The organism is Pseudomonas sp. GW821-FHT09H03 (genome assembly GCF_059415945.1).
This window is the reverse complement of sequence record NZ_JBWKOF010000010.1, coordinates 183,462-196,768: the sequence shown is the minus strand read 5'-3', so window position 1 is coordinate 196,768 and position 13,307 is coordinate 183,462. Positions and strand designations below refer to the sequence as shown.

General features: G+C 61.8%; 13 protein-coding genes and 1 riboswitch. Of the genes, 4 read left to right on the top strand and 9 right to left on the bottom strand.

What is annotated here, in order from left to right; genetic code table 11:
- Nucleotides 1-4 precede the first annotated feature (4 nt).
- Genes AC07OG_RS16510 through AC07OG_RS16495 form a run of 4 tightly spaced genes read right to left on the bottom strand, consistent with a single transcriptional unit; the run spans nt 5 to nt 3,427 of the window.
- Complete coding sequence (locus AC07OG_RS16510) at nt 5-730, bottom strand: urea amidolyase associated protein UAAP1 (protein ID WP_495067512.1); 726 nt, start codon at nt 728-730, stop codon at nt 5-7.
- A gap of 13 nt (nt 731-743) precedes the next feature.
- A complete protein-coding gene (locus AC07OG_RS16505) occupies nt 744-1,532 on the bottom strand; it encodes an ABC transporter ATP-binding protein (RefSeq protein ID WP_495067511.1) in 789 nt (262 codons plus the stop codon).
- On the bottom strand, nt 1,529-2,344 hold the full coding sequence (locus tag AC07OG_RS16500) for an ABC transporter permease (protein WP_495067510.1): 816 nt from the start codon (nt 2,342-2,344) through the stop codon (nt 1,529-1,531). Before AC07OG_RS16500 ends, AC07OG_RS16505 begins: the two co-directional genes overlap by 4 nt.
- A 15-nt stretch (nt 2,345-2,359) precedes the next feature.
- A complete protein-coding gene (locus AC07OG_RS16495; protein WP_495067509.1) occupies nt 2,360-3,427 on the bottom strand; it encodes a putative urea ABC transporter substrate-binding protein in 1,068 nt (355 codons plus the stop codon).
- A 60-nt stretch (nt 3,428-3,487) separates the two neighbouring features.
- Nucleotides 3,488-3,587: riboswitch (guanidine-I (ykkC/yxkD leader) on the bottom strand.
- A 349-nt stretch (nt 3,588-3,936) separates the two neighbouring features.
- Between AC07OG_RS16495 and AC07OG_RS16490 the strand changes: the two genes are divergently transcribed.
- Complete coding sequence (locus AC07OG_RS16490) at nt 3,937-4,410, top strand: hypothetical protein (RefSeq protein ID WP_082457492.1); 474 nt, start codon at nt 3,937-3,939, stop codon at nt 4,408-4,410.
- Nucleotides 4,411-4,528: 118 nt separating this feature from the next.
- Here AC07OG_RS16490 and dspII read toward each other — a convergent pair whose 3' ends face one another.
- Nucleotides 4,529-5,644, bottom strand: a complete 1,116-nt coding sequence (dspII, locus tag AC07OG_RS16485; RefSeq protein WP_218425698.1) for an enoyl-CoA hydratase/isomerase DspII — start codon at nt 5,642-5,644, stop codon at nt 4,529-4,531.
- Between the two features lie 132 nt (nt 5,645-5,776).
- Here dspII and ung point away from each other — a divergent pair, with 132 nt between their 5' ends.
- Nucleotides 5,777-6,469, top strand: a complete 693-nt coding sequence (gene ung / locus AC07OG_RS16480) for a uracil-DNA glycosylase (protein WP_495067508.1) — start codon at nt 5,777-5,779, stop codon at nt 6,467-6,469.
- A gap of 94 nt (nt 6,470-6,563) precedes the next feature.
- Here ung and AC07OG_RS16475 read toward each other — a convergent pair whose 3' ends face one another.
- Genes AC07OG_RS16475 through AC07OG_RS16460 form a run of 4 tightly spaced genes read right to left on the bottom strand, consistent with a single transcriptional unit; the run spans nt 6,564 to nt 10,601 of the window.
- Nucleotides 6,564-7,598, bottom strand: a complete 1,035-nt coding sequence (locus AC07OG_RS16475; protein ID WP_495067507.1) for an AbrB family transcriptional regulator — start codon at nt 7,596-7,598, stop codon at nt 6,564-6,566.
- Entirely contained in the window at nt 7,591-9,105 is a 1,515-nt protein-coding gene (locus AC07OG_RS16470) for a tripartite tricarboxylate transporter permease (RefSeq protein WP_060541226.1), read from the bottom strand. The genes AC07OG_RS16475 and AC07OG_RS16470 overlap by 8 nt, the downstream gene beginning before the upstream one ends.
- Before the next feature lies 1 nt (nt 9,106).
- Nucleotides 9,107-9,565, bottom strand: a complete 459-nt coding sequence (locus tag AC07OG_RS16465) for a tripartite tricarboxylate transporter TctB family protein (RefSeq protein ID WP_060541227.1) — start codon at nt 9,563-9,565, stop codon at nt 9,107-9,109.
- A gap of 58 nt (nt 9,566-9,623) precedes the next feature.
- Nucleotides 9,624-10,601, bottom strand: a complete 978-nt coding sequence (locus tag AC07OG_RS16460) for a Bug family tripartite tricarboxylate transporter substrate binding protein (protein WP_218425701.1) — start codon at nt 10,599-10,601, stop codon at nt 9,624-9,626.
- Between the two features lie 441 nt (nt 10,602-11,042).
- Here AC07OG_RS16460 and AC07OG_RS16455 point away from each other — a divergent pair, with 441 nt between their 5' ends.
- Nucleotides 11,043-11,714: a response regulator gene (locus tag AC07OG_RS16455; protein ID WP_060541229.1), complete on the top strand. Its 672-nt coding sequence runs from the start codon at nt 11,043-11,045 to the stop codon at nt 11,712-11,714.
- Nucleotides 11,707-13,095 (top strand): sensor histidine kinase, encoded by a 1,389-nt coding sequence (locus AC07OG_RS16450; protein ID WP_060541230.1) that lies wholly within the window; start codon nt 11,707-11,709, stop codon nt 13,093-13,095. The genes AC07OG_RS16455 and AC07OG_RS16450 overlap by 8 nt, the downstream gene beginning before the upstream one ends.
- Nucleotides 13,096-13,307: the final 212 nt, after the last annotated feature.

The following is a 13,307-nucleotide window of genomic DNA, read 5'->3' as shown; positions in this document are numbered from 1 at the left end:
ATCCTCAGGCGAACAGACGGTCGGTGTTGATGAAGCCGCGCTCGTTTTCCGGGCGCGAAGTGCGGCAGTGTTCGGCGACGCTGGCGTCAGCGTTCATCCAGCTGAGCTTCAAGGGTTTGGGGGCGTATTGCGGTGACGGGTCCATCGGATGTTGCAGGGCGGTGAGCACCACCAGGGTGTCCATCGGCGCGTACAGCTCGATGTAGTCGCCGGCCTTGGAGTTGCCCTCGACGAAGTGAAAACGTCCGGCCTCATCGACGTTCACCCGGCTGAACAGGTTGAGTGTCATCAGCAGGTCGGACAGGCCCAGCCCCCACTTGCCCAGTTCCACCAGCAGGTTGTCGGTGCCGTTGCGGAAGAAGCCGTTGCGCAGTTCCTGATAGCGCCCTTCGCCGTATTTTTGCGCGACTTCTTCAGCGCAGAGCACGCCGCCCAGGCTGTCGCTCCAGCCGCAGGTGTCGGCCGTGATGGCAGCCAGCACGCGGCCCATGTCCGAGTACAGGCAATGGCCTGTCGTCAGCTTGGCGGTGTGTTGGCATTTGAGGCTGTCGGGCAGGTTCAGGCGCTCGGTTTTCTCGTTGGCATTGAGCAGCGTCAGGCTGACGTTGGCACCGCCGCGCAGGTCGGTCAGGCGCAATAGCTGGCCGCGTTTCAACACGAACGAGCGGTGGCCGCCGCCGGGCAGCATTTCTTCGGCGAAGGGCGGGAACAGTTGGGTCGAATCAGTCATGGGCAAATTCCTCTCAAGCGATACGCAGCGTGCCCGCCAGCGGTGCCGGCAGGGCGTCGACGGCGGCACGGGTGGTGCGGCGGTCGCTGTTCAAAGGGATGTCGTAGGTGATGCGTGCGCCATAGGCGCCCGGGGCGTGCGGGTCGACGCGGACCTTGTCGAATACCATCAGGCGCGTGCCGAGACTGAAGCCTTCGGACAGGTCATGGGTGACCATGAACACCGTCAGTCGGGTCTCGCGCCACAGCTCCAGCAGCAGGCTGTGCATGTCTTTGCGGATACCCGGGTCGAGGGCGCCGAACGGCTCGTCGAGCAGCAGTACCCGTGGTTTCATGATCAGCGCCTGGGCGATGGCCAGCCGTTGCTGCATGCCGCCGGAGAGCTGCGCCGGGTACTTGTCCAGCGAGTGGCCGAGGCCGACTTTGTGCAGCAGCACCGAAGCCTGTTCCCGGGCGTCACGTTTGGCGCTGCCGAACAGACGTCCAAGCAGCGGCGAGCGTGGCAGTTCCAGGCCGAGGGCGACGTTGTCCAGCACGCTCAGGTGCGGGAACACCGAATAGCGCTGGAACACCACGCCACGGCTGGCATCCGGTTCACCGGCCAGGGGCTGGCCGTCCAGCAGGATCTCGCCGCGACTGGCGCGCTCCTGCCCCAGCAGCAGGCGCAGAAAGGTCGATTTGCCACAACCGGACGCGCCGACCAAGGTGCAGAACTCACCCTCGCTGACGCTCAGATTCAAGCCTTCGAGCACTACCAGATCGGCGTATTGCTGCCAGACGTTTTTCACGGTGATAAAGCTCATGCCCGCGCTCCTTCGTACCAGGGGAACGCACGTTGGGTCAGGCGCTTGAGCCCCCAATCCATCAGCCAGGCGAGCAGGGTGATCCACACCACGTAGGGGAGAATTACGTCCATCGCCAGGTAGCGGCGCACCAGGAAAATCCGGTAGCCGAGGCCGTCGGTGGAGGCAATGGCTTCTGCGGCAATCAGGAACAACCACGCCGAGCCCAGCATCAGCCGCAGTGAGATCAGCAGGCGTGGCAGCAACTGTGGCAAGACCACCCGCAGCATCAGGGTCCAGGTCGACGCGCCGAGGGTCTGGGCCTTGATCAGCAACTCGACGGGAATTTCACGGGCGCGTTGCTCCAGGTCACGGGCAAGGCACGGAGTGATGCCGATCACGATCAGCATCACTTTCGACAACTCCCCGAGGCCGAAGACGATGAACAGGATCGGCAGAATCGCCAGCGGCGGCACCATCGACAGCACCGTCAGCAACGGCGACAACGGCGCGCCGAACAACGGCAGCGTGCCGGCGGCCATGCCCAGGCACAGGCCGGCCAAAGCGCTGATGCCAAGGCCGATGGCCAGGCGGCGCAGACTGGAGGCGGTGTCCTGCCAGAGCAGGTATTCACCGGTGCGCGCGTCGGCGACGAAGGCCAGGCGTTTCACCGCGTCGGTCATCTGCACGGCACTGGGCAGCAGCTTGTCGTTGGGGTTGTCCGCCAGTCGCTCGGCCGAGCCCAGGAAGTAGGCGAACAGCACGAGGGCGAACGGCAGGATCACCAACAGCAGGCGACTCGGGCGATCCGGGTGGCGATTGATCAGGCGCATGGCCAGGTCCTCTTCTTACAGCTTGGCGTCGGCGGCCATCTGCACGTAAGTCGGATCGAAGCGCAGCTTGAGGTTGCCCTTGTCGCCGCTGGTCACGCCGTTGGCGAAGTCCATGCCGACCGCGCTGGTGTCCTTGGCGCCTTCACCCAGCAAGCCGTGCTGGAAGGAAAATTCGGCAACCTTGCGCATGGTTTCCGGCAGTTGCTTGCTGGTGGAGAACGCGAGGGCTTCCTGGGGGGTGGCGAACAATTTGGTGGTGTCCAGTTGCGCCTGGAAACCGGCCAGGTCGGTGCCCGAAGCTTTGGCCATGTGTTCCAGGGCGGCTTGGCTGGCGGCGTTTTTCGCGTTCATCAACTCGACCACTTCGAACCAGGCACCGGTCAACGCTTTGCCCAGGGCCGGGTTGTCTTTGAGGGTGGCGCTGTTGACCACCATCATGTCCATGATTTCGCCGGGGATCTGGCTGGAGTTGAACACCTCGGTCACCGCAGGTTTGGCCTTGATGTCCGAAAGCATCGGGTTCCAGGTGGTGACGGCGTTGACCTGATCGGTGTTGAAGGCGGCCGAGATATCGGCGTCGGAGGTGTTGACCACTTTCAGGTCTTTCTCGGTGAGGTCCACCGAATCCAGGGCCCGGGCCAGCAGGTAGTGGGAGACCGACAGCTCGACGAGGTTGACGTCCATGCCCTTGAGGTCGGTGATTTTCTTGCCTTCGCCCTTGAGCACAATGCCGTCGTTGCCGTTGGAGAAGTCGCTGACGATCAGCGCGGTGCTGTCGACGCCACCGGCTGCGGGGATGGTCAGCGCGTCCATGTTGGTCATGGTGCAGCCATCGAACTGGCCGGCGGTGTACTGGTTGATCGATTCGACGTAGTCGTTGAGCTGCACGACATCGATCTTGATGCCGTACTTTTTCGCCCATTTGTCGACGATGCCCTGGCTGCCGGCATATTCCCAGGGCATCCAGCCGGCATAGATCGTCCAGCAGACGCTGAAGTGATCTTTCTGTGCGGCCTGGGACGAAAAGCTCACGATGGCGGCGAAGGCCGCGGCGAGCAGGGCGGGTAAACGAAGCTGGGACATGGTGGTTCTCCAGTTGATCAAGGGCGGACAGGAAGGCAGCGGCACCGCTAACGGTGGCTTTTCTCCCGGGCTTTTGTCCCGCCGTGTAACCTCAACTGGAGGTCGCCAACTCTCGGACCAGTCACTCGCGAAGCGAGCCGGAACCCTAGTCAGCCATTTGCAAATTGTGGTGCCGCGAACCTGTGTGACTCCTGCACTGGCTTTGTTTAAGCGAGAGCCGTGCCAAGTCCGGTGGAAGGCTCTGGGACGGGCGGTGCGGGCATCAACGTGTTTAAGTGCCGGGGCGGCTTGCCTTGTGATGGTGCATTAGTGCACTGAGATGCGGCGTGGCTGGCCGCTGATCCGAAACCTGCATGGATGAAAAACCTTTCATCGGCGAGGTGTTTCAACTTGTTGCGAGGGCGCACCAGGTCTCGAATTCGATGTCTGATATTTCGACAGTCACAGAACTATTGACTGCCGCCTGCCAGCGTCGCTGGTATGGCTCACTCGCGGTCCAGGAGGCCGCCATGCTCTGTCAAAAAAAGCTGCGCCGAATTCTACTGCTTGCAGTGTTGGGTTTGTCCCTGGGCGGATGCGTGCCTTATTACGATGGAGGAGACGGTTACTACAGGTCAGAGGTCTATACCTCGTCAGCGCCAAACTATTACACCGGCGGTAGCTATTACTCCAATGGTGGCGGCTACTACTCGCCGCCTGCCCGGTACTACGCTCCACCTGCACGGTATTACCAGCCCACGCCGCGCTACTACTCGCAGCCACGGGTCTATCAACCGGCTGGGCACTACTACCAGTCGCCGCGTCATACCCAACAGTCGCCGCGTTATTACCAGCAGCCGTCGCGGAGCGACTACCGGGCGCATCAGAATCGTGGGTGGGACGGCCATAACCGGAGTGGCTGGAACAATGATTCCGGAAGTCATGGCGCGGGCAATAATCACAGTAGTCGTGGCGGCCGCGCGGGCCGCGGCGGTAACCGTTAACTAACTGTTATAGCGATCCATTTGTGGGAGCGGGCTTGCTCGCGAAGGCGGAGTGTCAGACAACAAGAATGTGGCTGACACTCCGCCTTCGCGAGCAAGCCCGCTCCCACATCGGTTTTCAGTATTCCGACGACAGATCCGCCAACGGGTGCCGACCTTCCCACGCCTTGTGAAAATGCGCCTCCACGACCGCATCCGGCACGTTGTTGACATCCGGCCAGTGCCAGTGGGGCTTCTGATCCTTGTCGATCAACCGCGCGCGCACCCCTTCGCTGAACTCCGGATGACGGCAGCAGTTGAGGCTCAGGGTGTATTCCATCTGAAAAACCTGGGCCAGTGACAGGTGCCGGGCGCGCTGGATCTGCTCCCAGACCAGATGCGCAGTCAGTGGCGAGCCTGCGCTCATGGTCTTCGCCGCCCGACTGAGCAGCGGGTCGGTGTGATCGGCCAACGCACTGATGGCTTTCCACGCGCAACGCACATCACTGACATCCAGCCATTCGTCGATCTGTCGACGACGTGGCAGCCACTGGGCTTCGGGCATCCCGGCTACGGCTTCCTGCTGCAACGCCTTGAGCAGACTGTTGAGCTGCATGGGTGTCTGTTCCTGCCAGTTCAATTGCAACAGACCTTCGATCAGGTCCTGCTGCTGCTCATCGAGCAGGAAACGGTCCGCCAGGTCCAGGTCAATGGCGTCGCGGCCGTTCATATGGGCACCGGTCAGCCCCAGGAACAACCCGAGCTTGCCCGGCAGTCGCGACAGGAACCAGCTGGCGCCGACGTCCGGGTACAGGCCGATGCTGATCTCGGGCATTGCCAGGCGGCTGCTCGGTGTGACGATGCGGATATTTGCGCCTTGCAACAACCCCATGCCACCGCCGAGCACATAACCATGGCCCCAGCAGATCAGCGGTTTGGGGTAGGTGTGCAGGTTGAAGTCCAGGCGATACTCCGCGGCAAAAAATTGCGCGGCCAATGGCGGCACCTCACCCGGGTGGGCACGACAGGCGTCCACCAGGCTGCGCACTTCGCCGCCGGCGCAAAAAGCCTTTGCGCCATTGCCGCGCAACAGCACGCAGACGATTTGCGCGTCCCTGGCCCAAACGTCCATGCGCTCGCGCAGGGCGTTGATCATCGGCAGGGACAGGGCATTGAGTGACTGTTCGGCGTCCAGGCTGGCGATGCCGATACGGGCGCCGTCGGTGCCGGTGAGTTCTTCGAAGTGCAGATTCATCGTGACCTCGATCGGGAATTTGAACGTTCAGTATGATCGCTGCGTAGGAAAGTGCTGGATCTGCGTCAGAGCAATTGACAAGCCAGGGAGGGTTTCCTAGGGTTCGCCCCATTGTCTTTACCGGATGTAACCATGACTGCAGATGACCGTATCAAACTCGAACCGAGCTGGAAGGAGGCCCTGCGTGCCGAATTCGACCAGCCCTACATGAAAGAGTTGCGAAACTTTCTGCAACAGGAGCGCGCGGCCGGCAAAGAGATCTATCCACCGGGTCCGATGATATTCAACGCGCTCAACTCTACCCCGCTGGACAAGGTCAAGGTGGTCATCCTTGGCCAGGACCCGTATCACGGACCGGGCCAGGCCCATGGCCTGTGCTTTTCGGTGCAACCCGGGGTGCCGGCGCCACCGTCGCTGGTGAACATCTATAAAGAGCTCAAGCGCGACCTGAACATCGACATCCCCAATCACGGCCACCTGCAGAGCTGGGCCGATCAGGGCGTGCTGATGATCAACACCACCATGACGGTGGAACGCGCCAACGCCAACGCGCACAAGGACAAGGGCTGGCAGTTTTTCACCGACCGGATCATTGAAGTGGTCAGCCAGCATCAGCCACATCTGGTGTTCATGCTGTGGGGCGCGCATGCCCAGAGCAAGCAGAAGCTGATCGATGCGACCAAGCACCTGGTGCTGACCTCGGTGCATCCGTCACCGCTGTCGGCCTATCGTGGCTTCCTCGGTTGCGGGCACTTTGGCCGGACCAACAAGTTTCTCGAACAGAATGGCGAGACGCCGATCGAGTGGCGGTTGCCGCCGGTTTGAAAAGCATCGCCAGCAGGCTGGCTCCCACATTGATTTTGCGGTGTTTACAAAACCTGTGGGAGCCAGCCTGCTGGCGATGAATTTAACCCGGTCTTTACTCTGGATTGCGGTTCCAATATCTGAACAAAGGCTCCGCCAGAAACAACACAAACAACAACCGCATCACCTGCATCGCCGTTACCAGCGGCACCGACAGTTGCAGGGTTTGCGCCGTCAGGCTCATCTCGGCAATCCCCCCGGGCATCATGCCCAATGTCAGAGACCGCAGATCCAGATGGGTCAGCGCACTCAGGGCCAATGCCGCCGCCGTGGCGATCAGCATGGTCAGCACCGTGCCGATCAACGTCCGGCCCATGAACGACGGGGCGCGACGGAAAAACTGCCGGTTGAAGTGACAACCCAGACCACTGCCGATCAGCCATTGGCCGATCTCGCTGCCGCCGTTGGGCAAGGCGATGTGCAGGTCCCAACCGATGCTCACCGCAGCCGTCACCAGCAACGGCCCGAACAGCCAGGGGTTGGGTTGACGCAGGCGCTCCCAGATCCAGGCCGCCAAAGCGCCCGCCGGGAATAGAAGTGCCAGCCAGCGCCAGTCCACACTGGTGGCATGGGAGACCGGCGTACCGTCGCCCATCAAATACTTGAATGCCGCCGGTACACAGAGCACCACCACCAGCACCCGCAAACTCTGCCCCGCCGCCACGCGACTGAGCACCGCGCCATTGCGGGCGCCGAGGTTGACCATCTCCCCTGAACCGCCGGGCATGCTGGAAAAAAACGCGGTGGCGCGATCTTCACCGGTGCGCCGCATCAACCAGACCCCGACCACGGCGGACAGGCTGGTGACCAAGGCTCCGAAGAAGATCAAACCGAAATGACTGAGCACCTGTTCCATCACCACCGGGGTGAAGTGCAGGCCGATACCGATACCGATGACCCACTGGCCGCACTTGCGCCCGCCCGGGATTTCCGCCAGTTGCCAGGGAGTCAGGCAGCGCACGAGGATGATCGCCAGCAACGAGCCGACCATCCACGGCAGAGGCCAGCCGACCTGGCTGGCGAGGTATCCGCCGAGCAGGCCGACCAGCGGGGTTCCCCACCAGGCTTTGAAGGGTGTTCGATCAGACATCGGCGATAACGCGCCGTGCAACCGAACGTTTGCGCCAGATCCGCAGCAGCGGCACCAACAGCATGACCACGGTCAGCACCCAGACACCGAAGGTGATCGGGCTCGACCAGAGGATTTCCAGCGCACCGTTGGAAATCGACAGCGCGCGACGCAGGTTTTGTTCCATCAGCCCTCCGAGAATGAACCCCAGCAGTACCGGCGACAGCGGGAAGTCCAGTTTACGCAGGATGTAGCCGAAGATGCCGATGCCGACCATCAGGAACAAGTCGAAGGTGGTGGCGTGCACCGCATAGACGCCGATCCCTGTGATGATCGCGATCACCGGCACCAGTGCCCAGTTCGGCACGGCGAGGATGCGGGTGAAGATGCGGATCATCGGAATGTTGAGGATCACCAGCATGATGTTGGCGATGAACAACGAGGCAATCAGGCCCCAGACGATGTCCGGTTGCTGCTGGAACAGCAGGGGGCCGGGAGTGATGTTGTACAGCGACAGGGCGCCGATCATCACCGCCGTCGTACCCGAACCCGGCACGCCGAGGGTCAGCATCGGCACCAGGGCGCCGCAGGCGGATGCACCGATGGCGGTTTCCGGAGCGGCGAGACCGCGCATGTCGCCCTGGCCGAAGGTACCCTTGGCGCCGGCGATACGTTTTTCGGTCATGTAGGCCACGGCGCTGGCCAGGGTTGCACCGGCCCCCGGCAATACACCCATGATGAAACCGAATACACCGCAACGGATGTTCACAACGAACACCGCTGAAGCTTCCTTGAAGTTGAACATCATGCGCCCGGTCGCCTTCACCGCTTCCTGGCCTCTATGGGTTTTTTCCAGCAGCAGGAGGATTTCACTGATGGAGAACAGGCCCAGCACCAGCACGACAAACTGAATGCCGTCAGTGAGGTGGATGTTGTCGCCGGTGAAGCGGTACACACCGCTGTTGGCATCGATGCCAACGGTCGACAGAAACAGGCCGATCAATGCGGCGATAAAGGTTTTCAGTGGTCGGTCACCGGCCATGCCGCCCAGACAGACAATGGCGAATACCATCAGCACGAAGTATTCCGCCGGGCCGAAGGCAATTGCCCATTTCGCCAGTAGCGGGGCAAACAGCACCATGCCGCAGGTGGCGATGAACGCACCGATGAAAGAACTCCAAGCCGACAGAGACAAGGCCACACCAGCCAGGCCTTTGCGGGCCATCGGGTAACCGTCGAGGGTGGTCATCACGGTGGAGGCTTCGCCCGGAATGTTCAGCAGGATCGAGCTGATCCGCCCGCCATATTCGCAGCCCAGGTACACCGCCGCCAGCAGGATCAGCGCCGATTCCGGTGGCAGGCCGAGGGCGAACGCGATCGGGATCAACAACGCCACGCCGTTGATCGGGCCCAGGCCCGGCAACAAACCGACGACGGTGCCGATCAGGGTGCCGCAGAGGGCGGTCACCAGGTTGTACGGGCTCAGCGCGACGCCGAAACCCTGACCCAAATAGCCAAGGGTATCCATATCAGTTCTCCAGAACGTCGAGCAGGCCCAAGGGCAGCGGCACGTCCATCAACTTGTCGAACAACAGGTAGAGTCCAACGGCCATCAGCGTGGTGACGACCACGCTGGGCAGCCAGCGACCGCCATACAGGCGCGCCATCGGAATACCGATCAGGATGCTGCTGAGGATGAAGCCCAGAGGTTCGAACAACCCGGCGAAGATCAGCAGCAGCACGATGCAGAGGCCAATCTTGTTCAGGGTTTCACGGTCCAGTTTCGGGTCGTCTTCGCTGTGCACGATAGGTGTCGGTCGAAACGCCATGTACAACAGCGCGCAACCCATCAAGGCGAGCATCAGCAAGGGAAAGGCCCGAGGCCCCACCGGTTCGTAGGAAAAAGCCGCTTGATACGGCCACGCCATCAAGGCCAGGCCGACACAGGCCAGCAACAGCACCGAAGCGAAAATACGTTGTAAGAGCATAAGGAACTCCTGTGCCGCGGCTCCGCAAAACGGAGCCGCAGCCGCTAGACAGAGGCGATCACTGGATCAGGCCGAACTCTTTGGCCAGCACTTTGTAGTCCGCGACTTGCTTCTTCACGTAGGTGTCCAGCTCCGGGCCGGTCATGGCGAACGGGAAGAGTTCGCGCTGATCGCGCAGCTTGGCGAATTCCTCGGACACCAGCAGTTTGTCGAAGGAGTCTTTCCACCAGGCGTAGTCTTCATCGCTGACTTTCGGCCCGAGGTAGAAGCCGCGAACCACCGGCCAGACGATGTCGTAGCCTTGCTCTTTGGCGGTAGGGATGTCTTTCATCTCCGGCTCGTCCAAACGCTTGTCGGAGAACACCGCCAGCAGGCGCATGTCCCCGCTCTGGATGTGCGGCATGGAGTCGGAAATGTCCGTGCTGCCGACCTGGATGTGACCGCCGAGCAGGGCGGTGGCGATTTCACCGCCGCCTTCGAGGGCAACGTAGCGCAGGTCCCGCGGGTTGATCCCGGCGGCTTTGGCGATCAGCGCGGTTTGCATCCAGTCCTGGCTGCCGACGGTGCCGCCGGAACCGATCACCACGGAGCTCGGATCTTTCTTCAGGGCCTGCACCAGATCGTCCAGAGTCTTGTAGGGCGAATCGTTTTTCACTGCGATGGCGCCGTAGCTGGTGCCCACCGCTGCCAGCCAGCGCACGTTGGTTTCGTCGAAGCGACCGAACTTGCCCTGGGCCAGGTTCAACAGCGAGCCACTGGACCAGGCCACCAGCGTGCCGGCATCGGCAGGGCGCTGGGCGACCACTGCGTTGTAGGCCACCGCACCGACACCGCCGGGCATGTAAGTCACGCGCATCGGCTTGCTCAGCAGTTTCTCGTTGACCAGCGCGCTTTGCGCCAGTTTGCAGGTCAGGTCGAAACCACCGCCGGGCGAGGCCGGGGCGATGCATTCCGGGCGTTTTGGCTCGGCCATGAGTGGGCCGGCGAACAGCACACAGCTGGCGGCGAGGGCGAAACGGCGCAGTGATCGATTCATTGTTGTCTCCACGGGAGTTATTGTTTTTGGGGATGATTCAAGCGCGACGATTTCTTACGCTTTGAGTGTGTTCAGTTCGGCGCGGTCTGAACGACGAGCAGCCGGCTTCGGCGCTGGCAAGCGTAAGAACAGGGGATCGATGAAGTGGGCGGGGCGGGCAAGCCTGAAGCTGTGTGGGCAGCATGATGCAATACCTCGTTTATTGTTCTTATTGGCGAAAACGCTTCAAGGCGTTTTTCGGTAGTTACATGGCAAGGCACGTTTCAAACTACGATTCGATGGTCTGCAGTCGAAACCATCCGTGGGCCGACTCTAACGTGCCAACCTTTCGCTAACCTTTCATCGGGCTTTCATGTTTTTTCGGGCTTCACAGCGTCGGTTGCGGCGGTAAACTCCGCGCCAAAGAATGGCGTCGACCATCCCTGAACGAGGTAAAGATCCATGCGTGTCCTGCTCGTCGAAGATCATCTGCAGCTCGCCGATAGTGTCGCCCAGGCACTGAAAAGCACCGGGTTGACCGTGGACGTGCTGCACGATGGCGTGGCTGCCGATCTGGCGCTGGGCAGCGAGGAATACGCCATGGCGATTCTCGATGTCGGCCTGCCGCGCATGGATGGTTTCGAAGTGCTGGCGCGCCTGCGTGCCCGGGGCAAGAATCTGCCGGTGCTGATGCTCACCGCCCGCAGTGACGTCAAGGATCGGGTCCATGGCCTGAACCTGGGTGCCGACGATTACCTGGCCAAGCCTTTCGAGCTGAGCGAGCTCGAAGCCCGGGTCAAAGCCTTGCTGCGCCGCAGCGTGCTGGGCGGTGAGCGCATCCAGCGCTGCGGTGTGCTGGCCTATGACCTGGAAACCCGGCGCTTCACCCTCGGCGAAGAACTGCTGACCCTGACTTCCCGCGAGCAGGCCGTGCTCGAAGCCTTGATTGCCAGGCCTGGCCGAGTGATGAGCAAGGAGCAACTGGCCTCGCAGGTGTTCGGCCTAGACGAAGAAGCCAGCCCCGATGCGATCGAAATCTACGTGCATCGCTTGCGCAAGAAACTCGATGGCCAGCCGGTCGCCATCGTGACCTTCCGCGGCCTCGGCTACTTGCTGGAAAGCCGCGATGCATAAGCCCAACAGCCTGCGCTGGCGGTTGCTATGGAACCTCGCGCTGTTGTTGGTGGTACTGATGCTGGCCAGCGGTCTGAGCGCCTACTGGAACGGTCGCGAGGCCGCCGACACCGCCTATGACCGGACCTTGCTGGCATCGGCGCGGACCATTGCCGCCGGCGTCACCCAGCGCGACGGCACGCTGAGTGCGGACGTACCTTATGTAGCCCTCGATACCTTCGCTTACGACAGCGCCGGGCGGATTTTCTACCTGGTCAACGACATCAATCAGAAGCTGATTTCCGGTTACGAAAACCTTCCACCACCACCTCCCGGTACGCCTCGCACCGACGACTATCCGGCCCTGGCGCGTTTTTACAACGCGACCTATCGAGGGCAGAACGTGCGAGTGGTGAGCCTGCTCAAGCCGGTCAGCGAACCGAACATGAACGGCATGGCGGAAATCCGCGTGGCGGAGACTGATGAGGCGCGCGTCAGCATGGCCCGCAGTCTGGCGGCGGACACTTTGCTGCGTCTGGGCATGCTGGCGATTGGTGCGTTGATGGTGGTGTGGTTTGCGGTCAGTGCCGCGCTGCGTCCGCTGGAGCGCTTGCGCTCGGCGGTGGAAGAGCGTCAGCCGGATGACCTTCGGCCATTGCCGCTGGTGGAAGTGCAACATGAGTTGTGGCCGTTGGTGCGTGCGCTCAATCACTTTACCGAGCGCTTGCGCGGGCAGTTCGAACGCCAGGCGCAGTTCATTGCCGATGCGGCCCATGAACTGCGAACCCCGTTGGCAGCGCTCAAGGCACGCCTGGAGTTGGGCATGCGCTCAAGTGAACCGCAGGCCTGGCGCAGTACCCTGGAAACCGCAGCGCAGAGTACTGACCGCTTGACCCATCTGGCCAATCAGTTGCTGTCCCTGGCTCGGGTCGAAAATGGCGCCAGGGCCATTGCCGAAGGCGGCGCGCAGTTGCTGGATCTAAGTCAGCTGGCACGGGAGCTGGGCATGGCCATGGCACCCTTGGCGCATAAACGCGGTGTCGCACTGGCGCTGGAAGCGGACGAACCGGTGTGGTTGCGCGGTGAACCGACGCTGTTGAACGAACTGCTGAGCAATCTGGTGGATAACGCCCTGGCCCACACGCCGCCGGGTGGCAATGTGATCCTGCGCGTCACGGCCCCGGCGGTGCTTGAGGTGGAGGATGACGGACCGGGGATTCCTCTGGATGAACGTGACCGGGTGTTTGAACGTTTTTACCGGCGTAACCAGCAGGTGGCCGGTTCGGGATTGGGCTTGGCGATTGTCGGAGAAATCTGCCGCGCGCACCTGGCACAGATCAGTCTGCATGATGGCGAGCAGGCGGGGTTGAAGGTGCGGGTGAGTTTTATCGCCGGGGAGTGATGCTGTTTGTACCGGCCTCATCGCGAGCATGCTCGCTCCTACAGTGAATTTGTAGCGGACACAAAATCTGCGTACTACCACAGATCCACTGTGGGAGCGGGCTTGCTCGCGAAGGCGCAGTGTCAGTCACCAGAGATGTTGGATGTGCCGGCCTCATCGCGAGCATGCTCGCTCCTACAGTGAATCTGTAGCGGACACAAAATCTGCGTACG